21 protein-coding genes are annotated in these 25563 nt (G+C 70.6%); 14 read left to right on the forward strand and 7 right to left on the reverse strand.

What is annotated here, in order from left to right:
* The first annotated feature begins 2 nt into the window (after positions 1–2).
* The 4 genes from ATL45_RS25685 to ATL45_RS25700 all read left to right on the forward strand — a co-directional run bounded on the left by ATL45_RS25685 (position 3) and on the right by ATL45_RS25700 (position 4537).
* On the forward strand, positions 3–1061 hold the full coding sequence (locus ATL45_RS25685; RefSeq protein WP_246025539.1) for a sensor histidine kinase: 1059 nt from the start codon (positions 3–5) through the stop codon (positions 1059–1061).
* Positions 1061–1672, forward strand: coding sequence for a response regulator transcription factor (locus ATL45_RS25690; RefSeq protein ID WP_093155658.1), 612 nt, complete (start codon positions 1061–1063; stop codon positions 1670–1672). Before ATL45_RS25685 ends, ATL45_RS25690 begins: the two co-directional genes overlap by 1 nt.
* A gap of 365 nt (positions 1673–2037) precedes the next feature.
* Positions 2038–3558 (forward strand): amidase family protein, encoded by a 1521-nt coding sequence (locus ATL45_RS25695; RefSeq protein WP_439332466.1) that lies wholly within the window; start codon positions 2038–2040, stop codon positions 3556–3558.
* A 328-nt stretch (positions 3559–3886) separates the two neighbouring features.
* Positions 3887–4537: a class I SAM-dependent methyltransferase gene (locus ATL45_RS25700; RefSeq protein WP_093155661.1), complete on the forward strand. Its 651-nt coding sequence runs from the start codon at positions 3887–3889 to the stop codon at positions 4535–4537.
* Positions 4538–5152: 615 nt separating this feature from the next.
* On the opposite strand, the gene ATL45_RS25705 is transcribed toward ATL45_RS25700, so the two are convergent.
* Complete coding sequence (locus ATL45_RS25705) at positions 5153–6298, reverse strand: M20 family metallopeptidase (RefSeq protein ID WP_246025540.1); 1146 nt, start codon at positions 6296–6298, stop codon at positions 5153–5155.
* A 218-nt stretch (positions 6299–6516) separates the two neighbouring features.
* Positions 6517–8025, reverse strand: a complete 1509-nt coding sequence (locus tag ATL45_RS25710; protein WP_093155728.1) for an AbgT family transporter — start codon at positions 8023–8025, stop codon at positions 6517–6519.
* Positions 8026–8198: 173 nt separating this feature from the next.
* Between ATL45_RS25710 and ATL45_RS25715 the strand changes: the two genes are divergently transcribed.
* A complete protein-coding gene (locus tag ATL45_RS25715) occupies positions 8199–9230 on the forward strand; it encodes an Lrp/AsnC family transcriptional regulator (protein WP_246025541.1) in 1032 nt (343 codons plus the stop codon).
* 18 nt (positions 9231–9248) lie between these two features.
* Here ATL45_RS25715 and ATL45_RS25720 read toward each other — a convergent pair whose 3' ends face one another.
* On the reverse strand, positions 9249–9926 hold the full coding sequence (locus tag ATL45_RS25720; RefSeq protein ID WP_093155664.1) for a response regulator transcription factor: 678 nt from the start codon (positions 9924–9926) through the stop codon (positions 9249–9251).
* Positions 9923–11152 carry a sensor histidine kinase gene (locus tag ATL45_RS25725; RefSeq protein WP_093155665.1) on the reverse strand — a complete coding sequence of 410 codons (1230 nt, stop codon included), beginning with the start codon at positions 11150–11152 and terminating at the stop codon, positions 9923–9925. Before ATL45_RS25725 ends, ATL45_RS25720 begins: the two co-directional genes overlap by 4 nt.
* A 164-nt stretch (positions 11153–11316) precedes the next feature.
* On the opposite strand from ATL45_RS25725, the gene ATL45_RS25730 reads away from it, so the two are divergent.
* Positions 11317–11733, forward strand: coding sequence for a DUF6220 domain-containing protein (locus tag ATL45_RS25730; RefSeq protein ID WP_093155667.1), 417 nt, complete (start codon positions 11317–11319; stop codon positions 11731–11733).
* Positions 11730–13676 carry a multicopper oxidase family protein gene (locus tag ATL45_RS25735; RefSeq protein ID WP_093155668.1) on the forward strand — a complete coding sequence of 649 codons (1947 nt, stop codon included), beginning with the start codon at positions 11730–11732 and terminating at the stop codon, positions 13674–13676. Before ATL45_RS25730 ends, ATL45_RS25735 begins: the two co-directional genes overlap by 4 nt.
* 51 nt (positions 13677–13727) lie before the next feature.
* Here the strand turns inward: ATL45_RS25735 and ATL45_RS25740 are convergent, their stop codons facing one another.
* Together ATL45_RS25740 and ATL45_RS25745 are read right to left on the reverse strand one after the other, a co-directional pair.
* Positions 13728–14792 carry a DUF418 domain-containing protein gene (locus tag ATL45_RS25740; protein ID WP_246025542.1) on the reverse strand — a complete coding sequence of 355 codons (1065 nt, stop codon included), beginning with the start codon at positions 14790–14792 and terminating at the stop codon, positions 13728–13730.
* A 126-nt stretch (positions 14793–14918) separates the two neighbouring features.
* Positions 14919–15422: a MarR family winged helix-turn-helix transcriptional regulator gene (locus ATL45_RS25745; RefSeq protein ID WP_093155670.1), complete on the reverse strand. Its 504-nt coding sequence runs from the start codon at positions 15420–15422 to the stop codon at positions 14919–14921.
* 267 nt (positions 15423–15689) lie between these two features.
* Between ATL45_RS25745 and ATL45_RS25750 the strand changes: the two genes are divergently transcribed.
* Complete coding sequence (locus tag ATL45_RS25750; RefSeq protein ID WP_093155672.1) at positions 15690–16967, forward strand: cytochrome P450; 1278 nt, start codon at positions 15690–15692, stop codon at positions 16965–16967.
* Between the two features lie 238 nt (positions 16968–17205).
* Here ATL45_RS25750 and ATL45_RS25755 read toward each other — a convergent pair whose 3' ends face one another.
* Positions 17206–18543, reverse strand: a complete 1338-nt coding sequence (locus ATL45_RS25755; RefSeq protein WP_093155673.1) for a DUF3100 domain-containing protein — start codon at positions 18541–18543, stop codon at positions 17206–17208.
* 222 nt (positions 18544–18765) lie between these two features.
* Between ATL45_RS25755 and ATL45_RS25760 the strand changes: the two genes are divergently transcribed.
* The 6 genes from ATL45_RS25760 (at position 18766) to ATL45_RS25785 (ending at position 25561) form a co-directional block, all read left to right on the forward strand.
* On the forward strand, positions 18766–20241 hold the full coding sequence (locus ATL45_RS25760) for a chlorohydrolase family protein (RefSeq protein WP_093155675.1): 1476 nt from the start codon (positions 18766–18768) through the stop codon (positions 20239–20241).
* Positions 20242–20261: 20 nt separating this feature from the next.
* On the forward strand, positions 20262–21470 hold the full coding sequence (locus ATL45_RS25765) for an amidohydrolase (RefSeq protein WP_093155676.1): 1209 nt from the start codon (positions 20262–20264) through the stop codon (positions 21468–21470).
* Between the two features lie 195 nt (positions 21471–21665).
* The gene (locus ATL45_RS25770; protein WP_093155678.1) at positions 21666–22016 is read left to right on the forward strand and encodes a VOC family protein; all 351 of its coding nucleotides are present in this window, start codon (positions 21666–21668) and stop codon (positions 22014–22016) included.
* Positions 22017–22211: 195 nt separating this feature from the next.
* Entirely contained in the window at positions 22212–23117 is a 906-nt protein-coding gene (locus tag ATL45_RS25775) for an IS5 family transposase (protein WP_211841166.1), read from the forward strand.
* A 162-nt stretch (positions 23118–23279) separates the two neighbouring features.
* Positions 23280–23897, forward strand: coding sequence for a TetR/AcrR family transcriptional regulator (locus tag ATL45_RS25780; protein ID WP_246025543.1), 618 nt, complete (start codon positions 23280–23282; stop codon positions 23895–23897).
* Positions 23894–25561, forward strand: a complete 1668-nt coding sequence (locus ATL45_RS25785) for an FAD-binding dehydrogenase (RefSeq protein ID WP_170210348.1) — start codon at positions 23894–23896, stop codon at positions 25559–25561. Before ATL45_RS25780 ends, ATL45_RS25785 begins: the two co-directional genes overlap by 4 nt.
* Positions 25562–25563 lie beyond the last annotated feature (2 nt).

The raw sequence follows: 25563 nt of genomic DNA on the forward strand, positions 1-25563 counted from the left end.
TCATGTCCCACTGGGGACACCTGATCTACCTACTGAACCTGCTGTGGTTGCCGGTGTTCTCGGAGAACTCGACCTGGGTGGACTGGGCGCTGGCCACCGCCGTGGTCGTCGTCTTCGTCCCGATGTACGCGGTGACCCAGTGGCGGCCGGAGCGGACGCGGTGGGCGGCGATCGTGCCGACGGTGCTGCTCGGTGCGATCGCGACGCCGTTCAACTCCGGCGCGGCGACGCTGTTCGTCTACGCCGCCGCGTTCGCCGGGCTGACCGAGTCGCGGCGCACCGCACTGCGGTGGTTCGTCGGGATGACGGCTCTGATCAGCGTGTTCTCGTTGATCTCGGTGGTGCCGATGCCCTGGCGGCTGCTCGGGCACCTGCCGCCGCTGGTGCTGCTGTGGCTGATCGGCACGCTGCAGATCGAGTGGGCGGAGAAGGAGCGCGCGCAGAACGACCTGCGCCTGCGCAACGCGCGCGTCGAGCACCTGGCCACCCTGGCCGAACGCGAGCGCATCGCCCGCGACCTGCACGATCTGCTGGGGCAGACGCTGACGGCCATCACCATGCGCGCCCAGCTGGTGAACGGGCTCGTCGGCGTCGACGACGAGCGGGCGCGCGGGGAAGCGGGTGAGATCGAGCGCGCTGCCCGGGCCGCGCTCGCCGAGATCCGCGCGACGGTGAGCGGGTGGCGGCGGGCTACGCTCGAAGCCGAGCTGGCGGCGGCGCGCAACGCGCTGTCCAGCTCGGGCGTCCAGCTGACCGTGCGATGGGATGTCGAGGAGGCCATCGTGGACTCCACCGAGCACGAGCTGGCCCTCGCGCTGCGCGAGGCCACCACGAACGTCGCGAGGCACTCCTCGGCGCGCACCTGCCACATCAGCCTGGAGGTCGTGCAGGAGGAGCTGCGGCTGGTCGTGGCCGACGACGGAGTGGGCGGGAAGGCCCCGGACGGCAACGGTTTGAGCGGCATGCGCGAGCGGATCAGCGCGCTGGGCGGTGCGGTCCGGCGCACCGGCACGGCGGGGACGACCGTGACCATCGCGGTGCCGGTAGAGGTGGCGGCGTAGTGGGCGAGCAGATCAGGGTCGTGCTGGCCGAGGACCAGACGATGGTGCTCAGCGCCTTCGCCGCGCTGCTGGACCTGCAACCGGACGTCGCGGTGGTGGCCACGGCGGGTGACGGCGCCGAAGCGCTAGCGGCGGTCGAGCAGCACCGGCCGGACGTCCTGCTGACCGACATCGAGATGCCGGGGCGCAGCGGCATCGACGTCGCGGCGGAACTGCAGCGGCGCGGTGATCCGGCGCGGGTGCTGATCGTCACCACCTTCGCGCGCAGCGGATACCTGCGCCGCGCGATGGAGATCGGGGTGTCCGGCTACGTCCTGAAGGACTCGCCGATCGACGAGCTGGTCACGGCCCTGCGGCAGGTGCACGCCGGCGAGCGGGTGGTGGCGCCGGAGCTGGCGGTGGCGGCCTGGGACCGGCCCGACCCGCTGACCGCGCGCGAGCGCGAGATCCTGCGCGAGGTGGCGACCGGTGCGGGCAACGCCGAGATCGCCGCGAGCTTGCACCTGGCGGAGGGCACGGTCCGCAACTACCTGTCCACGGCGATGGCGAAGTTGGCGGCGCGCAACCGCATCGAAGCGGCCAACACGGCCCGCGACCACGGCTGGCTCTGACCCGGCAACTGCGAACGCCCGGTGTGAGAAACGCGGAATTCCATTGAGCGTTTTTCATCTTGTTCCGGAGCGGTAGCCGCGAGGCCTGACCGGCACCGCGCGGAAGGTGTCGCATGCGCCGCAGGCGCATAACCCACCTACGGCACTTGCACCGCCGCGGGTTCTCAGACGTCGTCTGGCGAGGACAGCCCGTTCGCCGTGTATCGGACATACATCAGAACGGGATCCCGGAGACCAGACGGCGTCTGAGGTTCCGCCACCCGCACCGCCACGCAGAACGAGGATGGAAAAACTTCATTGAACCGTGAATCGGGTGGTGCTGAAATCGGTTGCACGGGTGGGCTCTTCGTAGTCTGATGGGGCTCATGCGCAGGACTGGCGCGCTCGCGCTGATCACCGCTCTCACCGCTGGGATGTTCATGACAGGGCAGGACGTGCGCGGGGCCGAGGCCGCCCCGGCACTCGGCATCGACCTCGACACCGTGACGATTCCGCAGCTCCAGGAGCGGATGGCCGAAGGGTCGCTGACGTCGAGCGAGCTGACCGCCGCGTACCTGCACCGGATCCGCACCGTCGATCCCCGGATCAACTCGGTGCTGCACACGAATCCGCGAGCGGTGGCGGAGGCCGAGACCAGCGACGCGCGGCGCCGGACGGGGCAGGTCCTCGGCCCGCTGGACGGGATCCCGGTGCTGCTCAAGGACAACGTGAACACCCGGGACATGCCGACGACCGCCGGGTCGCTGGCGCTGGCCGGAGCACCGCCGGACACCGACGCGGAGCTGGTGACCCGGCTGCGGGACGGCGGCGCGGTGATCCTCGGCAAGACGAACCTCTCCGAGTGGGCCAACTTCCGCGCTGAGGCACCGACTTCCGGTTGGTCCGCGGTCGGCGGGCAGACCCGCAACCCGTACGTGCTCGACCGCAACCCGTGCGGTTCCTCGGCCGGTTCCGGCGCCGCGCTGGCCGCGTCGCTGGCGCAGGTGGCGATCGGCACCGAGACCGACGGTTCGATCGTGTGCCCGGCCGGGATCAACGGCGTGGTCGGGCACAAACCGAGCCTCGGGCTGGTCAGCGGCGCCGGCGTGGTGCCGATCTCGGCGGAGCAGGACACCGCCGGCCCGATGGCGCGCAACGTCGTCGACGCCGCACTGGCGCTGGCCGTGCTGCAGGGATCGGAACCGGTGATCCCGCGGGCCGATGACCTGGCGGGCAAGCGCATCGGGCTCTGGCGGCTGCCGGAGCTCGGCCCGGAGGTCGACGCGCTGATGACCGGCGCCGCCGAGAAGTTCCGCGCGGCGGGCGCCGAGGTCGTCGAGGTGGTCCTGCCGTACCAGGACCGGCTCGACGAGCTGGAGTTCCCGGCGCTGCTCAGCGAGTTCCACCGGGACATCGACGCCTACCTGGCCACCCGCGGAGGGCCGCGCGACCTCGCCGAGCTCATCGAGTTCAACCGGCGGACACCGGAGGAGCAGACCTGCTTCGCCGGGCAGGAGCTCTTCGAGCAGGCCCTCACCGCGCCGCCGACCACCGACCCGGGCTACCGGGCGATGCGCGCGGAGCTGACCGACCTGGCCGAGCGCTCGATCGACGAGACCATGGCGGAGCACCGCCTGGACGCGATCGCCTCGCCGACCAACCCGCCCGCCTGGACCACCGACTGCGCGCGCGGTGACGACGACGTGATGCCGTCCTCGACCCCGGCCGCGGTGGCGGGCTACCCGTCGATCTCGGTGCCCGCCGGATTCGTCGGCGAGCTCCCGGTCGGCCTGCTCCTGATGGCCGGTCACCGGCAGGACCCGGCCCTGCTGTCGCTGGCGGCGTCGGTCGAGCGGGAGCTGAACGCCTGGCGGGCGCCGAAGTTCCTGCCTTCGCTGGAGGGGTGAGGACGTCCGGACCCGCCAGGAGATCGCGACTTCGGGTGAACTCCCGCAGCCGCCGACCGATGTGATCACCGAGCGGAGCTCGGCATCGGTGAAGGACGGGACGATTCAGCGAGAAAACGCGCCCACCAGCGCTGACGACCTTTCGCGCAGCCACCCGAAAACCCTTCCGCGACGAGTAGTGTCGGTGCATGAGTGGCCCGCAGCAGCCCCGAGTCCTGCCCAACCGCACCTCAGGGGACCGTGACGCAACCCAGCCACAAGAAACCGCGAAACGCGAGATCGCTCGTGAACGCAACCACCACTGTGAATCGCGGAGAGGCGGAACTGCATGAGCGTCGACGGGGATCGCACCGACCGGTGGCGCGCCTACTGGAACCGGTCCGCGCTCGCCTACGACGAGCAGATGAACCGCTTCGAACGGCTGATGGCGCCCGGCGGCCGCCGGTGGGTGTGCTCGCGCGCCGAGGGCGAGGTGCTGGAGGTCGCCATCGGCACCGGCCTCAACCTCCCGGTCTACGGCCGTGACGTCCGGCTGACCGGCATCGAGTGGAGCCCGCGGATGCTGGACCTCGCGCGGCAGCGCGCGCAGGACCTGGACGTGCCGGTCGACCTGCGCGAAGGAGACGCCCGGGACCTGCCGTTCCCGGACGCCTCCTTCGACAGCGTGGTGTGCACCTTCGGCCTGTGCGCGATCCCCGACGAGCAGCAGGCGATCGCCGAGATGGCGCGGGTGCTGCGGCCGGGCGGGAAGCTCCTGCTGCTCGACCACGTGGCGGGATCGGCGTGGCCGGTGCGGCTCCTCCAGCGGGTGGCCGAGCTGATCACGATCCCGCTCGGCGGCGAGCACTTCCTGCGCCGCCCGTTGCCGCTGGTCCGAGCGGCGGGCCTGGACGTGGAGGAGTCCGACCGCTTCAAGCTGGGCATAATCGAACGCCTGGCAGCCCGCAAAGCTGTGCCGCCCCTCCGCGATTCACAGTAGTGGTTGCGTTCGGCTTTCTCGCTTGCGTTTTCGGGGTTTCTTGTGGCTGGTTTGCGTCACGTTCCCCTGAGGTGCGGTTGAGCAGGGCGCGGGTTGCTAGTACGGCTGTTCTGCTCGTGCGAGCATCTTCGCCCGAGCGATCCGTGGGAAATCGAGGATCTTCTGCTTGTCCGCCGGGGCTGGCTCTTGAGCGGGGCCCTGATCCCGGGTGGGAGGTTGGCGATTTCGCGCGAAATCGCTAGCCGCCCGCACCGACCTGAGGACAGGGACGACTGAAGGGCGTTGTGGCGGCGTCAGAGTTTTCGCTCGAAATTGGCTGCGGTGTCAGCTGCAGGTTTTCTCTTCAACGGTGCCGATCTCGTGAGAAGACACGCCCTGCCTGCCGATACGAGCACCACCGACATCCACCCCGCAGAGCACCGAGGCGTCGACGGGTAGTTCAGGATCTTCGCCAGTTCGGGTGCTTTGGCGCTGAGATCGCCGTTTTCTGCTGTCTGACAGAGGATTCAGCGTGAGTACGTCACACGAGTCGTTGTTCGTGTTGGAGGCGTAGTGGGGCTCGGAATGGGGCAGCGCCCGCTCGGTCTGTGCCGGGCGGGCGCTGTCGCGGTGAGTTCAGAAGTCGCGGAGGTTGCTGATCAGGGTGGCGAGGGTGGCGATCTGGCCGGGGGACTCGCTCGGGATCACGTGCTCGTCGCGGGAGTGCGGGCCTGCGCCCACCGCGCCGAGGCCGTCGAGGACCGGCCTGTCCAGGGCGGACACGAAGTTCGCGTCGCTCACGCCGCCCACCGAGGTGCCTTCCAGCGCTCGGCCGTGCTCCTTCGCGGCCGCCTTGGCGTGCTCGAAGAGCTTCTCCGAGAGCGGGTTAGGGTTCATCGGCGGGCGGTTCCAGCCGCCGGTGAGCTCCACCCGGATCCGCTCGTCGGCCACCGCCAGCTCGCGGAAGCCCGCGTCGATCCGGGGCATCTCGGCCGGGTCCTGGATGCGGATGTCGATCTCGCAGGTCGCCCGGCCGGCCACCACGTTGCGGCCGGTGCCGCCGTTCAGCAGACCGACGTTGATCGTGGTGCCGCGCTCCGGCGCGGCGAGCGAGGTGATCGCCGGGATGAGCTCGGCGATGGCGTGGATGGCGCTGGCACCGGCCGTCGGGTCGAGACCGGCGTGCGACTCGACGCCGTGCACCGCCAGGTCGAACAGGCCCAAGCCCTTGCGGCGGATCTTGGCCATGCCCTCCCGGCTCGGCTCCAGCACGAGCGTCGCGGTCGCCTCGGTGCACGCCTGCTCGATGTGCGGGCGCGAGGAGATGCTGCCGATCTCCTCGTCACCGTTGAGCAGGAACCGCACCGACGGGTGCGGGATGTCCAGCTCGCGCAGCAGGCGCAAGGCCCACACGCCGTGCACGATGCCGAGCTTCATGTCCAGGGCGCCGGGCGCGGTGATGCGGTCGCCGTCGACGGTGAACGGCCACTCCGCGAGCGTGCCCACCGGCCACACCGTGTCGTAGTGGCACAGCAGCAGCACCGTTCCACCGGTCGTGCCGGGGTAGGTGATGTCGAGGACGTCGCCGCGCGGGCCGCCGTCGTGGCGCTGCCGGGCGACCGGCGCGCCGAGGCGTTCGGTGAGCCACTGCTCGATGTCGGCCAGCCCGGCGTCCAGCGCCTGCTTGTCGTTGCTGGGGGTTTCGTGCTCCACCAGCCTGCGCAGGTCCGCGAGCACCTCGGGGAGCTCCTGCTCGGCCCGCGCCACCAGCTTCGTCGTCACAACTCCACCTTCCACATCTGTCGAATCCATCCGCCGCAGCGGCCTGGAGCTTCCGACTCCGGCCCACCCGCCCCGCCGGCGGGAGGGCGGCTCCGTGCGAGATTCCCAGGGCGGCTCCGGTCTTGCCGGTGGGGCCGTGAGTGCTTTGGGGTGCTATAGCGCCCCAAAGCACTCACGGGTCCTGGCCAGCGGGAACGGAGCTGGGATCGCGCGGTTGCTCAGCGCACCGGGACGCCGGGGCCGAGGGGGATGCCGAGGGCCCACCAGGCCATGAAGAGCAGGGTCCAGCTGACCAGCACCGCGAAGGAGATCGGGATCGTCAGCGACATCAGGGTGCCGATGCCCGCTTCCTTGCGGTAGCGCTGCAGCAGTCCGAGCGCCATCGCGAAGTACGGGCTCATCGGCGTGATCAGGTTGGTCGCCGAGTCCGCGATCCGGTACACCGCCTGCGTCGTCTCCGGCGAGACGTCCAGCAGCATCAGCATCGGCACCACGATCGGCGCCATCAGCGCCCACTGCGCGGAGCCGCTGGTGATCACCAGGTTGATGCAGGTGACGAGCACGATCAGGCCGAGGAACAGCACCAGCGGGTGCACGTTCGCCGACTTCAACAGCGCCGCGGCGTGGATGGCGAGGACCTCGCCCATGTGGGTCCACTTGAAGAAGGCCAGGAACTGCGAGGCGGCGAAGAACAGCACCACCACCGGCGCCAGGTCGACGACGCCCTTGGACATCGCGCCGGGGATCTGGCGGGCCGTCGGGATGCTGCCGGTGGTGCGGCCGTACACCGCGCCGGTCAGCAGGAAGATCACGCCGAGCAGGTAGGCGACACCGGTGACGATCGGCGAGTTGAGGATGCCGCCGTCCTCACCGCGGAACGGCGAGGCGGGCGGGGCCAGCGCGACCACCAGCAGCACCACGGCGGCCAGCAGGGTGAGCCCGGCGTTGCGCAGGCCGCGGCGCTCGGCAGCGCTCAGCTGCATCTCGCCCAGCTGCTCGTCGATCCCGTCGCCGTCGGCGGTCATGCCCGCCGCGCGCTTGGTGAGCACGAACTCGGTGACCAGCGTGATCACCACGGCCAGGAAGAGCGCCGAACCGATCGAGAAGAAGTAGTTGGCCAGCGGGGTGACCGTGTAGGTCGGGTCGATGAAGTGCGCCGCCGAGGTGGTCAGCCCGGCCAGCAGCGCGTCGGTCGGCGTGAGCAGCAGCGAGGCGTTGTACCCGGCCGAGATCGAGCCGAACGCGACGACCAGGCCCAGGATCGGGCTGCGGCCGACGGCCTTGAACACCAGCGCGCCCAGCGGGATCAGCACCACGTACGCGGCGTCGGAGGCGACGCTGCCGGTGATGCCCGCCAGCGCGACGACGAACGTCAGGTACTTCGCCGGGACGCGGGTGACGCTGCCGCGCAGCATCGCGTTGAGCAGGCCGCTCTGCTCGGCGACCGAGACGCCCAGCATCACCACGATGATCAGCGCCAGCGGCGGGAACTTCGCGAAGTTCTCCACCGCGTCGCCGATGATGGTGGACAGCCCCTCGGCCGTCAGCAGGCTCTTGACCCGGATGGTCTCGCCGTCCACCGGCGACACCGCGGAGGCGCCCAGGGCGTTGAGCACCGCGCTGAGCGCGATGACCAGGACGGCCATCATGGCGAACAGCCAGAACGGGTGGGGCAGCTTGTTCCCGACGCGTTCGACGCCGCGCAGGAAGCCCAGCAGCAGCGACATCGACCGGGTGGGCCGCGCGTTCTCCGTGTTGGTCAACCGAGCTCCTCGAAATCCGATCCGACCGGCCGATGGCGAGCATTCAAATCGGGCATGACGTGATCTGTCAATAGCGGGGAGCTCTGTGGCGTATCTATTCGATATACGTGCCGAGCGTGGGGGTAGTATCACTCCCCGTGGACGGTGACCTCGTGCTGGACGACCTCGACCTGGACCTGGTGTCGGCGTTGCAGGAAGCGCCGCGCGCGCCGATCAACGCGCTGGCCGAGGCGGTGGGCAGTTCGCCGAGCACGGTGGGACGCCGCCTGCAGCGGCTGCACGCCGAGCGACTGCTGCGGGTGATCGGCCAGCTGGACTGGACGCTGATCTCCGAAACCCACCCGCGGCACGTCTGGATCACCACCGCGCCCGGCCGGTTGCAGGACGTCGCGCGCAAGCTCGCCGAGCTCCCCGAGGCCCAGTACGTCGCGATGACCACCGGGCGCGCCGACGTGTACTGCACCGTCCGGCCGCTGGGCCGCGATGCGGTGAAGGACCTGCTGACGCAGCGCATCCCGTCGGTGCCGGGTGTGGTCTCCACGCAGTCCGACCTGGTGCTCAAACCGTTCGGGCGGGCGGAGGCCTGGCGCGTCGACCGCCTGGCGGAGGCCCAGCTCGCGGTGCTGGCTCCGCACCGCATCGATCCGCAGGAAGCCGTTGAGCCGCAATCGCTTTCCGAGCAGGAGCGGGAGGCGACCCGGCTGCTGCACGCCGACGCCAGGCTGACCTCGAGCGACCTGTCCCGGGCGCTGGGCGTCAGCCAGTCCACCGCGCACCGGCTGATCGCCGGGCTCCTGGAGCGGCAGGTCGTGCGCCCGAGGGTGGAGGTCGAGCCCGCGCTGCTGGGCTTCCCGCTGGAGGTCGCGCTGTCGTTGTCCACCGAGCCCGGCTCGACCGAGGCGGTGGGGCGAGCGTTGGGGCGCCATCCCTCCGCCCGCTACGTGTCGATGGTCGCGGGCAACGCGACGGTGATCCACCAGGGCGTGTTCCGCGGCGAGGAGCACCTCGCCGACTTCCTGTCCGCGGACCTGGCTGCGCTGCCCGGAATCCGCTCGGTGGAGGTCTCGGTCGTGCTCGACGTGCTGCGCCGCTACTGGATCACCCGCACCGGACCCCGCCTCGGCGAGGCCGACCTCCCGCTGCGGTTCTTCCAGCCCCAGCGCGCGTGACCTGGAAATCGACCGCGGTTACTCGGTGAACTGGCTCAGCCCCGTCTGGTAGGCGATCGCGACGAGTTGCGCGCGGTCGCGGGCCCCGAGCTTGCCCATCGTGCGGCTGACGTGCGTTCGGGCGGTGGCCGGGCTGAGGAACAGCGCGGCTCCGATCTCGTCGTTGCTCATCCCGCGCGCCACCAGGGTCAGCACTTCGCGCTCGCGGGCGGTCAGCACGGCGAGCCGGTCCTCACCGGACTTGGCGGCCCGGCGCTGTGCGGTGAACTGGTCGATGAGGCGGCGGGTGATGCGGGGTGCCAGCAGTGCGTCACCCGCGGCGATCACCCGGATCGCGTGCAGGAGCTCGGCGGGGCCGGCGTCCTTGAGCAGGAACCCGCTCGCACCCGCCTGCAGGGCCTCGAAGACGTTCTCGTCGGTGTCGTAGGTGGTCAGGACGAGGATCTTGACCTGCTCCAGCCCGTCGGTCCCGGCGATCCGGCCGGTTGCCCGGATGCCGTCCAGCTGCGGCATCCGGATGTCCATGAGCACGACGTCCGGACGCCTGGTGCGGGCCAGCTCGACGGCTTCCACGCCGTTGGTGGCCTCGCCGACGACGGTGATGTCGTCCTCCAGGTCGAGCAGGACCTTGAAACCGGACCGCACCAGCCGTTCGTCGTCGGCGAGCAGGACCCTGATCGGTGGCGCGGAGTTCACAAGCGCGATCCGACCGGGGTGAGCGGCAGGCGTGCGGTGACCTCGAACCCGCCGCTGGGCAGCGATTTCGCGTCCAGCTGTCCGCCGAGCAGCTGGACGCGCTCGCGCATCCCGACGATGCCGCGCCCCTTCGCCGATCCGCCGCCGGGTTGAGCCGGGACGTTCGCCGCGTCGCGGCTTCCCTCGTCGGCCACCCGGATCCGCAGCGCGTCGATGCCCGGGGCGAGCACCACCGTCACCCGCGTCGGGCCGACGTGCCGGATCACGTTGGTGATCGATTCCTGCACGATGCGGTAGGCGACGCTGCCCACCGCGCTCGGTAGCGGCGTCGTCGGAGCGGACTGCTCGACCAAGATGTCGAGCCCGGCGTCGCGGGCCTTGTCGGTCAGCTCCTGGATCTGGTCGAGGCCGGGTGAGGGTTCGCGCCCGTCGCCGTCGCGCAGGACGCCGAGGATGGCGCGCATTTCGCGCAGCGCCCGCGAGCTGGTGTGCTCGATGGTGCGCAGGGCGTCGCGGGCCTGTTCCGGTCGCTTGTCGAGCACGTGCGCGGTGACCCCGGACTGCACGTTGATGATGGCGATGGCGTGGGCGACGGTGTCGTGCACCTCGCGCGCGATCCGCAGCCGTTCGGCGTCGACGCGGGCCCTGGCCTCCTCCTCGCGGGAACGCTCGGCCAGCTCGGCCCGCAGCTGCGCGTCGGCGGCGATGACCCGGCGGGACCGGACGGATTCGCCGATCGCGGTGCTGATCACCGACATCCCGATCCGGAAGAACACCCAGCCCACCGCGGCCTGCGGCTCGATGTCGGCCGCGGCGATCAGCCAGCCCCCGGAGAGCACCGCGATGCCGATACCCGCGATCTGCAGCGACCGCCGCCCGTTGCCGTAGGCGGCGAGGGTGTACAGGGCGACGAACATGCCGAGGCAGGACAGCCGGTCCGGAAAGCCGAGGCCGAAGTAGACCAGGCTGATCCCGCCGGTGATCGCGAACACCAGCACCGGCCACCGGCGGCGGACCACGACCACCAGCCCGCTGACGACCAGCAGCGCGTAGCCCAGGTTCCCGAAGTCGGTGATCGGCCTGGCGACCGGCTCGAACGCGCTGTAGTCCGCGATGTTCTGGACCTGGATGAGCGTGACGAACAGCGCCAGCAGCACGTCCGGAACCCAGGCGGGTCGGCGGGAGAACCAGGCGGACAGCCGTCGTGACGTTCCCCGCAGTCGCATGCCGTGATCGTACGACACCGGCGAGTGCCGACGCGGCCGTTCGGGAGCGCAGTCGACTACGACGACCGACGTATTTCTCCGCGCTCTGCTCGCGCGCGGCGACGTAGCCGGTGTCAGCCGTCGCCGGACGCGGCGGGTGACCGGTCGGCGACACGATCAGCGGCATGAGAAAAGTCTTCGCCGTCCTGGCGGCCCTGCTGCTGTTCGCCGTGATCGCGCAGTTCTACCTGGCGGCCAGCGGCGCTTTCGACGCCGCGCCGATCGAGGAATCCTTCGAACCTCACCGCCTGCTCGGGAACGTGGTGCTCGGCTACTCGGTCGTGCTCACCGTCTTCGCCGCCGTCGCCAGGGTGCCCGGCCGGCTCATCGGGATGACGGGCCTGGTCGCCGGACTGGTGCTCGTCCAGTCGTTGATCCGTGAGGTCGCCAACGCGCTCGGCGACGGTTCCAGCGCCGGGAACCTGGTCTTCGGACTGCACGCGATCAACGGGCTGGTCATCGTGGCGCTGATCGCGACGATCGCGCGGCGAGCGCGGCAGATCGCCCGGCAACCAGCCGAAACCGCCCTCACCACGTCATGACCACCGTCGGCTGGATCATCGTGGATCACGCCATCGCCGTGCTCGGCGCCATCGCCTGGTTCGGGGCCGGGGTCGCCGCGGCGCGGCGGCGGGCCCGGCCTGCACTGGCGCTGCTCGCCGTGGCGCTGCTGGTGACGTTGACCAGGGCGGTTTCGGTGGCGGCGCTGGCCGCGCGGGGCTGGTGGTTCGTCGAGGAGAAGGTGCTGCTCGGGTTGCCGCTGCTCGCGGTCGCCGCGCTGGCGGCCGCAGTGATCGCCGGTCCTGGACTGCTTGCGCGGGCCAGGAGCGGCGGGCAGCCGGAAAACTCCGGTGCGGCAGGTGTTGTCGCGCTGCTCACCGCCGGCTATGCCGCCTCAGCGAGCTTCGTGGTGACCTTCCTGGCCGGGCCGCCGACCTTGGGAACTGCGCTGATCGCGATCGCGGTCGTGCTCGCGGGCGCGCTGCTGACCATGCGGGTGCTGCTGGCTCCGAGCCCGGAACCGCGCAGCGGAGCGGCCGTTTCGCGCCGCCGCTTCTTCGGAGTGACCGGCGGCCTGGTCGTGCTCGGTGCTGCCGGTGCCGGATTCGGCTTCTCGGCCAGGCCCCGCGCGGCGGCCGACACCGGAGGCGGTCCCGGGCCGGTTTCGCCCGCGACCACCTCGGTCACCGACCTCCGGGGCCCGACGGCACCCGCCCCGGGCGGCGTCCGGCGCGAGCACGTGCTCACCGCGCGAAAGGCCGCCGTGAGCTTGGAATCCGGGCGGAACTTCGACGCGTGGACCTTCGACGGCGCGGTGCCCGGGCCGGCGATCACGGCCACCCAGGGCGACCTGATTGACGTCAAGCTGGTCAACCAGGACATCGACGGCGGGGTGACCCTGCACTGGCACGGCTACGACGTGCCGTGCGGTGAGGACGGTGCGGAGGGTGTTACGCAGGAACCGGTGGCTCCCGGTGGCGACTTCCACTACCGGTTCCGCGCCGACCAGGTGGGAACGTACTGGTATCACACGCATTTCGCCTCCCACATCGGTGTCCGCCGGGGTCTCTACGGAACTCTCGTGGTGCGGCCCCGCGAGGATCCCGATCCGGCAGGGCTGGACCTGACGCTGCCCGTGCACACCTTCGACGGTGCCGTCACGATCGCCGGTGGTGCCGAACACCTCGCGCCGGTGGGCAGCACGGTGCGATTGCGGCTGGTCAACACCGACTCGGACCCGCACCGGTTCGCCCTGGTCGGCACCGAGTTCCGGGTGGTCGCCGTCGACGGCCGCGATCTCGAACGGCCCGGCGAGGTCAGCAGGAACGTGCTGCGCCTGCCCGCGGCCGGTCGCTACGACGTGGTGTTCGCCATGCCGAGCACACCGGTGGTGCTGGTGCTCGACGAGCACGCCGCGACCGTGCGGTTGCAGCCCCAGAGCGGCACTCCTGGGCCGGAACCGTCTACACAGGACACCTCATCGTGGCCTGAACTCGACCTGCTGACCTACGGCGCTCCGCTTCCCGTCGCGCTGCGCACGGCTCCCGTCGACCGGCACTTCACCCTGGTGCTCGACCGAGGTTTGGCGATGGTCGACGGATCACCGGCGTACGCGCACACCGTCAACGGGCTCGGGCATCCGTCGATCCCCGATCAGCTCGTCTCCGAAGGCGACGTCGTCCGGATGACCGTGGTCAACCGGAGCCTGGAAACCCACCCGTGGCACCTGCACGGCCACCCGGTGCTGGTGCTGTCCCGGGACGGGAAGCCGGCCTCGGGCAGTCCGCTGTGGGTGGACACCTTCGACGTCCGCCCCGGCGAGGTGTGGGAGGTCGTCTTCCGCGCGTCGAACCCGGGGATCTGGATGAACCACTGCCACAACCTGCCGCACGCCCACGAGGGGATGATGCTGCAGCTGCGCTACGACGGCATCACCACTCCGTTCGGCGGCATGCACATGGCCGGTGCCGGCCACCACGGATGACGATCGCGCAGGCGAGCCGCTGCCCGAGGACCTCCGGGCAGCGGCTCGTGCTCAGCTGGCGCGTGGTGCCGGACTCGGCTTCCGGCGGAAGGGGACGATGCGCCACCACGTCGCGCAGCGCCAGACCCACTCCAGCGGCCCGTACTGGAAGCGGGCCAGCCACCAGCGGCTCCACAGGACCTGGACCAGGATGATCCCGGCGGCCATCGCCAGCAGCAGCTCCCACTTCGTGGATTCGCGCATCCCGAGCAGGTGTCCGAACGGGATGATCAGCAGCGTGGCGGTGACGTAGTTGGTGAGCGCCATCTTGCCGAGCGGTTCGAGGACCGGCGACAGCACGCGCGACACCGGAGTCCGCAGCAGCAGGAGGAAGCCCGCGGAGTAGGCGATCGCCATGAACAGACCGGCCGCGGCGGACTCGCCGTTGAAGCCCGCGTTCAGCGGATTCTGCTCCTGCAGCACCAGGAATCCGGCTCCGGCGAGGGCGGAAACCGCGAACACGGCGGCGAGCTGCCCGCCGAGACGGGGCAGCCTCGCGGGCAGGCCGGCCTGGGCCAGCGCGAAACCGGCCAGCAGCAGGCACGGGATGAGCAGCATGCCGCCGCTGGTGAGGGACAGCGTGACGGCGGTCATGGCCACGGCGATGGGCAGGTTGGCCCACCACGGCAGGAAGCTCATCGGCAGCAGCACCACCAGCCCGAAGATCGCGTAGGGCAGCAGCGCTTCGCCGGGTTGCAGGAAGTGGTGCAGGGCGCCGAAACCGGCGAGCACCAGCAGTCGCCGCAGGAGCACGACGCGTGGCCGCGCCGTGCGCTGGCTCGCGTTGCCCAGGAAGATGCCGAACCCGACGCCGAACAGCAGCGAGAAGATGGGGAAGAACCGCTGCTGGACGAACATGTCCAGCGCGTGTGGGATCGGTAGCTTCTGGAGGTCGACGATGCCCCGCAGGTACAGGATCTGCGCGATGTTGACGAAGAGGATTCCGCACAGCGCAAGACCGCGCAGCGCGTCGAGCTCACCGATGCGCCGCCCGCCGGAGGCGGCGGGCAGGCGGACGGTGGGTGCGTCGAGCGGCGGCGCGGCACGCCCGGGGGAGTTCGGGATCGCGGGATTCACAGCGACAAGTCTGCGGTGCCCGGATCATCGCGCAACACGACTCATCGGCTCGCCGGCATCGGTCGATCGGCCGACGTTCGGCACCTCGTTCTCGGTCGATCGGCCGAGCTGAACCCGGTGGTCCTGCTAGCCCCACTGCGCGGTGACCCGCGGGTTGGCCGGGCCGGGCGGTTCGCCGCCGGCTTCGGTGAACGCGGCCAGCGCGCCGACGAGGCCGCGCCGCGCCGCGGCGGGCATCCGCTTGACGATCCGCGCGATCTCCGACCGGCGCCGCGCCGTGACCTCGGCCACCACGTCGGCGCCGTTGGGCGTCAGCGCCACCACGTTCTCCCGGCGCGACGCCGGATTCGGCCGCCGGTCGACGAGTTCGGTGCCGATCAGGCGGTCGATCATGCGGGTCGCCGTGGACGGGTTGACCCCCAGCGCCTCGGCCAGCGCGGCCAGTTTGAGCGGGCCCGCGCTGGAGAGCACCGCCAGCAGCCGGAACTGCGGCAGGGTCAGCGAGTTCTCGACGGCGGCGACCGAGCGAGCCGATGCGGCCACCAGCAGTCGGGAGGCGGTCAGCACCGCGTCGGTGACCGCGTCCACGTCCGCGTCGGGCGGGTTGCCACCGGTCTCAGCTCGGGCCATGTGCTTGTTCTACCTCATCGGAATGGTCCGGCACGACGCGCCGCGATCACGCCCGGGTGTAAGTTGCCGGGGGCGGCTTTCCGGCCGGGTGCCGGGGAATCCACGCCGGTGGTGCGAAGTGGACTCGTCCGGCCACCGAATATTGCACTTGGCAACAGTTGCTCGGGGCAAGGTAGAGTTGCGGGTCGCCGTGCGGATCATCGTCGCGGCGCCGGGCCGCTGATCCGGTCGGGGAAACCGGCGGCGGTCGCTCACCGACCAAGCTTGATGGGGGTTTTACCAGTGGGACGGCTTCGGGCCACGATCACCGGGCTCTTCGCGCGGTTATACCTCGCGCGCGCCCGCCGGAAGGGGCTGAGCTCCGTCCTCCCGGCGGCCGCGCTCATGCCGCTGCAGCGGACCGGGCTCGACCCCGTCCCGGCGCTCGGCGAGGTCCGCGCGCAGGAGCCGATCAGCCGACTCCCGCTGCCGGTCGCCACCAACGTCTGGCTGGTGACCGGTTACGACGAGGCCAAGGCGGTGCTCGGCGACGCGAAGCGGTTCAGCAACGACTTCACCAACCTCGTCGGCTACGCCGGCGTCACCGAGGCGGACAACCCCGGTGGTCTCGGGTTCACCGACCCGCCGGTGCACACCAGGTTGCGCCGCCTGCTGACGCCGGAGTTCACCATGCGGCGGCTGGCCCGGCTGACCCCGGAGATCCAGGCGATCGTGGAGCAGCGGCTCGACGCGATGGCCGCCGCCGACCAGCCGGTGGACCTGGTCACCGAGTTCGCGGTGCCGATCCCGTCGCTGGTGATCAGCGAGCTGCTCGGGGTGCCCTACGGCGACCGCGAGGAGTTCCAGCAGCTCAGCGTCGCGCGGTTCGACGTCTTCGACGGAGTGGGCGCGTCGCTGGGTGCGATGTCCCAGTCGCTGGAGTACCTGCACGGCGTCGTGCGCAAGCAGCGCGAGGAACCGGGCGAGGGACTGCTCGGCGCGCTGATCCGCGATCACGGCGACGAGGTCACCGACCGCGAGCTGGCCGAACTCGCCGACGGTGTGCTCACCGGTGGTTTCGAGACCACCGCGAGCATGCTGGCGCTCGGTGCGCTGGTGCTGCTCCAGGACCGGGAGCTGCTGGAGCGGGTCCGCGACGACGACGAGGTGGTGCCCGGGCTCGTCGAGGAGCTGCTGCGCTACCTCACCGTCGTGCAGGTGGCGTTCCCGCGCTTCGCCCGCGAGGACGTGGAGATCGCAGGCACCAAGATCTCGCGGGGCGACGTCGTGCTGTGCTCGCTGAGCGGCGCGGACCGCGACGCCGCGCTCGGCCCGGACATGGAGCGGTTCGACGCGACCCGGAACCCCACCTCCCACCTGGCCTTCGGGCACGGGCTGCACCGCTGCATCGGCGCCGAGCTGGCCCGCATGGAGCTGCGCGCGGCCTACCCGGCGCTGGTGCGCCGCTTCCCGGACATCCGGCTGGCGGTGCCCGCCTCGGAGCTGGAGTTCCGCAAGGCCTCGATCGTCTACGGCCTGGATTCACTGCCCGTGCACGTGAAGTAGCCGCTGAGAGCACTGTCGGCGGAGCCGTCCGCGCTTTGCAAGCGGCGGCAGCCGCTTCGAGCACGTATGCAGGGTGACCACCGGCGGGTACGGTGGCCCGCCACTGGGTGGCTCTCTGGGCGAGGGCGGCCCCTCCGCCGTGTATTCGGTCATACATCAGGAGGGGCACCCGCAGTCCGGGGAAGCACTCAGGTTCCGCCAAGCGACCACCCCGGCAGATCGACCACAAACACGCTTTTCACAGGTGCAGGACGGACTGGCCGAGTGCTGCGGCGGCGAGGAAGGACGAGGTGTAGGTCAGCAGCGCGACCAGCACGATCTTCCAGCTGAGCTGCCGCAGCGCCTGCACGTCGCGGCCCAGGGTGAGCCCGATGAGCGCCAGTCCTGGCAGGCCGATCAGCATCACCTCGAGGTTCGGCAGCAGACCGGTCAACCAGGCGCCGGTCGGCAGGAAGCCCGCTGACAGCAAGGTGCCGATGCCGAGGACGAACACGCTGGAGGGGATCGCGGGCAGCAGCTTGCCCAGCGCGACCGAGACCCGGACGATCACCAGCAGCACGGCGATGCCGATCGCGTCCTCGACCGCCAGCGACCAGGTGCCCAGCGCGTTGACCAGCAGCCCGGCCACGCCGACGATGACGTAGCTCAGCAGGCGCGACCAGGGGGTCATCCGGGCCTTCGGGTCCTCCGCGACCGCCAGCACTTCCTGCTCCTCCGGCGCGGAGGTCTGCTGGGCGCGGTGGCGGCGGCCCTCGTCGTCGCGGCCGAAGAGCCGGCTCCAGAAGACGTAGAGGCGGCGGCACAGCGGCAGCGCCAGGAACACCCCGGAGTAGAAGCCGACGATGTTGGTGACCAGGTTGGACAGTGCGGCCAGCGCGGCGATCTCGGCGGCCTGCTCCGGGTAGAGCAGCGACAGCGCGCCGACGCCGCCGAGCATCATCGACCCCGATCCCAGGCCGAGGCCCAGCGCGAGCGCGAGCGGGCTGAAGATGCCGAGACTGCCGGTGAACCCGGCGAGCAGCGAGACGTAGAGCGCGCCGAAGACGGTGCCGATCAGCCAGACCGAGAAGACGCCGCGGTACTCGGGGGAGCGGACGCCGAAGCGCTCGATGGCGAAGGCCAGGTAGGACTCGCGGTCGATGGACCAGGTGGCGCCGATCGAGGCCCGCCCGATGCCCAGCGCCACCGCGACCGGCAGCGCGATGATGACCGTGCCGAAGATGTGCCCGACCTCCTGCAGCACGATCGCCGGGCCGAGGTTCTGGAACTTCGCCAGGGTGGGGCCGATCTCGGTGCCGAGCTTGGCCAGGAAGAGCAGGATGCTGATCTCCAGCAGCACGCCTGCCACCGACCGGGTGGCGCCGGAGACCGGGCGCCAGCGCTGGACGCCGACGATCGCGCCGATCAGCACCGCCCAGACGATCGGGAACAGCGCGATGGCGGCCGGGCCGATGTCGAACTTGTGCTCGCCGATCAGCACCGCGACGGCGGAGACCGCGGTGGACAGCACGGTCGCGGTCACCCAGTGCGCGCGGGTGATCTGGCCGGGCGCGGCGGTTCCAGCGCCTCGTTCCATGGCAGTCTCCGAAGTGGTCGACCGTTTCGGTATACCGGCGGGAGCCTAGCTGTTGACCGCCGGAACCGTGTTTGCTCCCGCAAATACCTGTGTTGACTGTTGTTAATCAAGGTGTTTCGTGAAGTTCGGCGGATTTGCTTGCCGGAACCCGCGCTGAGGACGGGTTTCTGGTATGCCAAATGCTAGGGTTCGCCGCAGGTTCTGCCGGAGGAGGTCTTCCCGATGCGCACTCGATGGCGCGCCAGTCACGTCCTCGCCCACCGGGCCGGGCACCACGCGCTGCTGCGCGACGGCGAGGTCGTCTGGGAGGACGACGTCATCGTCCACGTCGGACACCGCTACGACGGCCCCGTCGACGCCGAAGTCGACCTCGGCGATTCGCTGGTGCTGCCGGGGCTGATCGACCTCGACGCGCTCACCGACATCGACCACCTGGTGCTCGACTCGTGGGCCACCCCGGAGCGGGCCGACGGGCTGCAGTGGTCGCTGGACTACTTCCGGAACCGGCGCCGGGACGTGTTCACCCCGCAGGAGCGGGCCACCGTCCGCGAGTACGCGCTGGTGCAGCTCGCACTGCACGGCATCACCACCTACATGCCGATCGCCTCGGAGATCCACAGCTCGTGGGCCGAGCCGTTCGACGAGCTGGTCGCGATGGCGGAGACCTCGCGACGGATCGGCCTGCGCGGCTACCTCGGGCCCGCGTACCGCTCGGGCGTCAACGTCGCGCTGCCGGAAGGCGGCCGGGACGTGGCCTTCGACGAGGAGCAGGGCCGCGCCGGGCTGCGCGATGCGATCCGGTTCCTGGACCACGCCGCCGAGCTGTCCGATCCGCTGGTCACCGGCGTTCTCCTGCCGTGCCGCATCGAAACGCTCACCGAGCAGCTCATGCGCGACACTGCGGAGATCGCCCGGCAGCGCGACGCGATCGTGCGCCTGCACAGCCTGCAAGGTCTGCTGGAGCGAGAGCTTGTGCAGCGGCAGCACGGCGCGACGCCGCTGGAGATGCTCGACCGCACCGGTCTGCTCGGCACCCGCTTGCTCGTCCCGCACGGCCTGGTCGTCGACCGGCACCCCCAGGTGCACGGCGAGGACCGCGGCGATCTGGCGACCCTGGCGGAAGCCGGGGTGTCGATCGTGCACTGCCCGCAGACGTCGTTGCGCTACGGGGCGGTCCTGCGCTCCTTCGGGGACTACCGGCGCGCCGGGATCAACCTGTGCCTGGGCACCGATTCCTTCCCGCCGGACCTGATCCGCGGCATGGACCTCGGCGTGCACATCGCCAAGGTCCTGGACGGGCGGATGGACGCCGCACCGGCCGAGGACTACGTCGACGCCGCGACCCTCGGTGGTGCCCGCGCGCTCGGCCGCAGCGATCTGGGTCGCCTGGAGCCGGGTGCGCAGGCGGACCTGGTGGCGTTCCGCATCGACGACATCCGCGACGGCGTCCTCGACGACCCGGTGCGGACCTTCCTGCTCAACGGAACCGCCCGGCAGGCAACGCATTCGGTGGTCGCGGGGCGGCCGGTGCTCGTCGACTCCGGCATCCCCGGCGTCGACCTCGACGACCTCCGCGAGCGCGCGCAGCTGCTCTTCGAGCGCATGCGCGAGGCCTACTCCGAGCGCGACGTGCTGCGCCGCCCGGCCGCGGAGCTGTTCCCGCCCACCTACCCGGACTTCGACGAGACGCGCTCGTGAGCGACCACGACGGAGGCACAATGCTGATCACCAACGTCCGCCCGTGGGGCGGCCCGCTCGCCGAGATCGCCGTCGAGGACGGCCGGATCACCGCCATCGACCCGCTCAAGTCCGAAGTGGACACCGCCGGTGCGGTCGACGGGCGCGGACGGCTCGCGCTGCCCGCCTTCTCCGACGTGCACTGCCACCTCGACTCGACCCGCATCGGGCTGCCGTTCCGCCCGCACACCGGCAGCCCCGGCATCTGGCCGATGGTGATGAACGACCGCGAGAACTGGCGCGACGCCGAGTGGACGGTGGCCGAACGCGCGACCCACACGCTCGGCCGGATGATCGCGCAGGGCACGACCCGGGTGCGCAGCTACGCGCAGATCGACGCCGACTGCGGGCTGGAGCGCTTCGAAGGCGTGCTCGCCGCGAAGGAGGCGCACCGCGACCGGTGCGAGGTGGAGGTCATCGCGTTCCCGCAGGCAGGCCTGCTGCGCGAGCCGGGAGTCCCGGAGCTCATCGACGAGGCGCTGGCTTCCGGGGCCGCGGTGGTCGGCGGGATCGATCCCTGCACGCTGGACCGCGACCCGGTCCGCCACCTGGACGTCCTGTTCGGGCTGGCGGAAAAGCACCAGGTGCCCGTCGACGTCCACCTGCACGAGCCGGGCGAGCTCGGGGTGTTCTCCGTCGACCTCATCCTGGAGCGCACGCGCGCACTGGGCATGACCGGCCAGGTCACCATCTCGCACGCCTACGCCCTCGGCGGCATCTCGGAGAGCACCACCCGCCGGCTGGTGGAGGAGTTCGCCGAGCTCGACGTCTCGATGGCCACGGTCGCGCCCGCGCAGAACCGCTCGCTGCCGCTCACCGAGCTGACCGCGGCCGGTGTCCGCGTCGGACTGGGCCAGGACGGCCAGCGCGATTACTGGTCGCCCTACGGAAACGCCGACATGCTCGACCGCACCTGGCAGCTGGCCTTCACCAACCGCTTCCGCGAGGACGAGCTGATCGAGCACTGCCTGGCGGTGGCCTCCCGCGGCGGCGCGTCGATCCTCGACCGGGACCTGCCCCGCCTGACCTCGGTGTCCGACCGCCCGGGCCTCGCGGTCGGCGACCAGGCGGACATCCTCCTGGTGGAGGGCGACACGCCGACGGCGGCGGTCATGGACCGCGGCCGCGACCGGACGGTCCTGCACAACGGCCGAGTGGTGGCCGAAGGCTGCGAGCTGCTGGGCCGGTAGGGCTTCGCCCCTGCGTCGCGGTGCGGCACGCCGGTCCGCACCGCACCGCTGCGGCCACCCACGTGGTCTGGCGCAATTTCCATTGAAATCAGATGTCCAATTTCAATGGAAATCGCGGCGGGAATCCCGCGGCGGCCGGTGCGGAGGTTCCGTTCCTACAAGGCGGCGGGGGAGCGCGGCCGCGAGGATGGGGAGATGGTCAGCAGAATCATCCCCTACCTCGTCGGCGACGCCTCCGCCGCCAAGAGCTTCTACGTCGACGTGCTCGGGCTCGAAGTCGCGATGGAAGACCCGGTGGTCTGCCTGCGATCGCCGGACAACCCCGCGGCGCAGCTCATCGTCTCGCCGCCGGGCATGGAGAATCCCGAGCCGCGCTTCGGCATCGACGTCGGCGAACCGGACGCCGTCGACGCGGCGCACGCGGAGTGCATGCGCCGCGGGCTGCACATCGTCTACCCGCTGACGAACGAACCATGGGGCGTCCGGCGCTTCTTCGTCGAGGACCCCACCGGCGTGGTGATCAACGTCCTCGCGCACCTGCCCTGACCCGGTCAAAGGGTCCGTTTCTCCTGCGCAGGACCCGTGAGTGTTTTGTGTTGCTATAGAGGCTGTTTTGGATCTTGGGTTGGGTGGTTGTGATATGGGCTCAAGATCATCACGGGTGGGGCTCAGGGGCTGAAAAGCAGGGCGGGTTCTTGTTATCGCTGAGGTTGTCTAAGCCTGCGATCACAAGAACCCGCCATGCCATTGAACCCTGTACCTGTCGCCGTCGATCGGCGGGGGTGCCGCTGCACGTGCGGCTGTTGGACCCGCCGACGCCGCTACGCCTCGGATCTCACCGATGCCCAGTGGGAGATCCTCAAACCCCTGCTCCCGGCACCGTTGACCACCACCGGGCTGGGTGGACGGCCGGAGAAACACTCCCGCCGCACCATGATCGACGCGATCTTCTACGTGGTGGACAACGGCAACAAATGGCGCAACCTGCCCGCCGATTTCCCGCCCTGGCAGACCGTCTACGGCATGCTGCGCCGCTGGTCCCGCAATCTGGCCACCCATCACCTCCTCGACACGCTGCGCAGACGGCTGCGCACCGCCCTGGGCCGCAACGCCCGTCCCAGCGCCGGCTGCATCGACTCCCAGTCGGTGCACAAGACCGCCGAGGCCACCGTGCCCCGCCACAGCAGCGGGTTCGACCCCCACAAGAAAGTCAACGGCCGCAAACGCCACATCGTCACCGACACCCTCGGCCTGCTGGTCTCCGTGGTGATCACCCCCGCCAACGTCCAGGACCGCGACGCCGCCTGGCCCGCACTCCACGGAGCCGCCTCACGCGGACTCACACACGTCTGGGCCGATCAAGGCTACGAAGGACCCCTCACCGAACACGCCAACAACGTCCTCGGCCTGACCGTGAACATCGTCTACCGACACCCCGGACAGAAAGGCTTCCAAGTCCTGCCTCGCCGCTGGGTCGTCGAGCGCACCCTGGCCTGGATCAGCCGACGACGACGCTGCGCCCGCGACTACGAACGCCTCCCCGAACACCACGCCACCATCGTCTGCTGGGCCGCCATCATCCACATGACACGCAGACTCGCCCGCCTACCACACACCACCCAACAAGATCCAAAACAACCTCTATAGCCGCACAAAACACTCACGGGCCTCCACCTGCGGAAATGATGTTCGCGCGCGGAATCGCCGCGTTGTGGACCTGGCGCGGGCATGCATCTGTGCTGCTCCGAGGCTTCCGATGCACGGATGCATCCGATACGCTCGTGCATCCATCGGTCCGGGAGGGCGTCGGTGAGCGTGCAGCGGCGGGTGACCAAGCGGCGGGGACAGACCCGGCAGCGGTTGCTCGACGCCGCGCTGGTCGTGTTCGCGGCCGAGGGGTTCGGGCGGTCGACGATCGAGCAGATCTGCGACCGCGCCGGGTACACGCGCGGTGCGTTCTACTCCAACTTCGCCTCGCTGGAGGAGCTGTTCCTGGCGATGTGGGAGCAGCACTCGCGCCGGATGCTCGCCGAGGTCGAGGCGGCGCTCGACGCGGCGCGGACCGCCGGTGTCGACGACGTCCGCACGGCCGTCGAGCGGCTACTCGAAGCGGTGCCGGTGGACGACGACTGGTACCGGGTGACCGCCGAGTTCAGCGCGCACGCGCTGCGCAATCCCGCGCTGCGGCGCGTCGTGGTGGCCCGGGAGGAGGCGATCGCGGCGGCGATCGTGCCCGGCATTGAGGCGCTGCTGAACCGGATCGGGCGGCAGGTCCCGGATCCGGTGGCGCTCGGGCAGGCGCTGGTCGCGGTGCACGACGGGACCGCCGTGCAGTGCCTGATGGAACCCGGTGGCCCGGCGGTGCGGCGCCGGGTCGATCTGTTCGAGCAGGTCGTGCTGGCCTACAGCGTGGAGAGCAGGGGATGAACGTGGACACCGAACCTGACGTCATCGTCGTTGGCGCCGGGCTGGCCGGGCTGGTGGCGACCTACGAGCTGGTCCAGGCCGGGCGCCGGGTGGTCGTCGTCGAGCAGGAGAACCGCGCCAACCTGGGCGGGCAGGCGTTCTGGTCGCTCGGCGGGCTCTTCCTGGTCGACAGCCCGGAGCAGCGGCGGCTCGGCGTGCGCGACTCCTACGAGCTGGCGCTGCAGGACTGGCTGGGCTCGGCCGGTTTCGACCGCGACGACGAGGACAGCTGGGCCCGCCAGTGGGCCCGCGCCTACGTGTGGTTCGCGGCCACCGAGAAGCGCCAGTACCTCCGCGATCTCGGGTTGCGGCTGACGCCGCTGGTCGGCTGGGCCGAGCGCGGCGGCGGAGTCGCGGGCGGGCACGGAAACTCGGTGCCCCGCTTCCACATCACCTGGGGAACCGGTCCCGAGGTCGTCCGGGTGTTCGCCGAACCGGTGCTGGCCGCCGAGCGGCGCGGGCTCGTCCGGTTCGCCTTCCGCCACCAGGTCGACGAGCTGATCGTGCAGGACGGCGCGGTGGCCGGAGTGCGCGGCACCGTCCTGGAACCGAGCGAAGCCGATCGCGGCGTGGCGTCCTCGCGCGCGGCGGCGGGCGATTTCGAGCTGCGGGCCAAGGCCGTCGTCGTCACCTCCGGCGGGATCGGGCACAACCACGAGCTGATCCGGGCGAACTGGCCGGTGGACCGGTTGGGGCCGTGCCCGGAGACGATGATCTCCGGGGTGCCCGCGCACGTGGACGGGCGGATGATCGGGATCACCGAGGCCGCGGGCGGGCGCATCGTGAACCGGGACCGGATGTGGCACTACACCGAGGGAATCCACAACTGGGACCCGATCTGGCCGGATCACGCGATCCGCATCCTCGCCGGGCCGTCCTCGCTGTGGTTCGACGCCACCGGCAAGCGGATGCCCGCGCCGTGCTTCCCCGGCTTCGACACCAACCGGACCATGAAGGAGATCCTGGCCACCGGGTACGACTACTCGTGGCTGGTGCTCACGCAGTCGATCCTGGCCAAGGAGTTCAGCCTGTCCGGCTCCGAGCAGAACCCGGAGATCACCGGCAAGGACCTCAAGCTCACCATCGCCACCCGGCTGGCGAAGGAGGCGCCGGGCCCGGTGGACGCGTTCAAGAACAAGGGCGTGGACTTCGTCGTCGCCGACGACTTGCGCGAGCTGGTGGCGGGCATGAACCGGATCGCCCGCGGCCCGCAGCTCGACCACGACGAGATCGAGCGGCAGATCGCGGCCCGGGACGGCGAGGTCGCGCACAAGCACACCAAGGACTTCCAGCTGATGGCGGTGGCCAACGCTCGCCGCTACCTGGCCGACAAGGTGTCGCGGGTGGCCAAGCCGCACCGCATCCTCGACCCGGCGCACGGGCCGCTGATCGCGGTGCGGCTCAACGTCCTGACCCGCAAGACCCTGGGTGGTGTGCAGACGAACCTCGACTCGCAGGTGATCGGCCCGGACGGCGCACCGCTGCCCGGCCTGTACGCGGCGGGTGAGGTGGCCGGGTTCGGCGGCGGTGGCGTGCACGGCTACAACGCGCTGGAGGGAACCTTCCTCGGCGGCTGCATCTTCTCCGGCCGCGCGGCCGGCCGAGCCCTGGCCCGTAACCTCTGACC

Source organism: Saccharopolyspora antimicrobica, assembly GCF_003635025.1.
In the GTDB taxonomy this organism is placed as follows: Bacteria; Actinomycetota; Actinomycetes; order Mycobacteriales; family Pseudonocardiaceae; genus Saccharopolyspora; species Saccharopolyspora antimicrobica.

Excerpts from the sequence above, each read along its gene's own strand:
- ATL45_RS25685 (WP_246025539.1), top strand. The coding sequence starts at position 3 with ATGTCCCACTGGGGACACCTGATCTACCTACTGAACCTGCTGTGGTTG.
- ATL45_RS25695 (WP_439332466.1), top strand. The coding sequence starts at position 2,038 with ATGCGCAGGACTGGCGCGCTCGCGCTGATCACCGCTCTCACCGCTGGG.
- ATL45_RS25700 (WP_093155661.1), top strand. The coding sequence starts at position 3,887 with ATGAGCGTCGACGGGGATCGCACCGACCGGTGGCGCGCCTACTGGAAC.
- ATL45_RS25710 (WP_093155728.1), bottom strand. The coding sequence starts at position 8,025 with ATGTCGCTGCTGCTGGGCTTCCTGCGCGGCGTCGAACGCGTCGGGAAC.
- ATL45_RS25725 (WP_093155665.1), bottom strand. The coding sequence starts at position 11,152 with ATGCGACTGCGGGGAACGTCACGACGGCTGTCCGCCTGGTTCTCCCGC.
- ATL45_RS25730 (WP_093155667.1), top strand. The coding sequence starts at position 11,317 with ATGAGAAAAGTCTTCGCCGTCCTGGCGGCCCTGCTGCTGTTCGCCGTG.
- ATL45_RS25735 (WP_093155668.1), top strand. The coding sequence starts at position 11,730 with ATGACCACCGTCGGCTGGATCATCGTGGATCACGCCATCGCCGTGCTC.
- ATL45_RS25745 (WP_093155670.1), bottom strand. The coding sequence starts at position 15,422 with ATGGCCCGAGCTGAGACCGGTGGCAACCCGCCCGACGCGGACGTGGAC.
- ATL45_RS25750 (WP_093155672.1), top strand. The coding sequence starts at position 15,690 with ATGGGGGTTTTACCAGTGGGACGGCTTCGGGCCACGATCACCGGGCTC.
- ATL45_RS25755 (WP_093155673.1), bottom strand. The coding sequence starts at position 18,543 with ATGGAACGAGGCGCTGGAACCGCCGCGCCCGGCCAGATCACCCGCGCG.
- ATL45_RS25760 (WP_093155675.1), top strand. The coding sequence starts at position 18,766 with ATGCGCACTCGATGGCGCGCCAGTCACGTCCTCGCCCACCGGGCCGGG.
- ATL45_RS25765 (WP_093155676.1), top strand. The coding sequence starts at position 20,262 with ATGCTGATCACCAACGTCCGCCCGTGGGGCGGCCCGCTCGCCGAGATC.
- ATL45_RS25770 (WP_093155678.1), top strand. The coding sequence starts at position 21,666 with ATGGTCAGCAGAATCATCCCCTACCTCGTCGGCGACGCCTCCGCCGCC.
- ATL45_RS25775 (WP_211841166.1), top strand. The coding sequence starts at position 22,212 with ATGCCATTGAACCCTGTACCTGTCGCCGTCGATCGGCGGGGGTGCCGC.
- ATL45_RS25785 (WP_170210348.1), top strand. The coding sequence starts at position 23,894 with ATGAACGTGGACACCGAACCTGACGTCATCGTCGTTGGCGCCGGGCTG.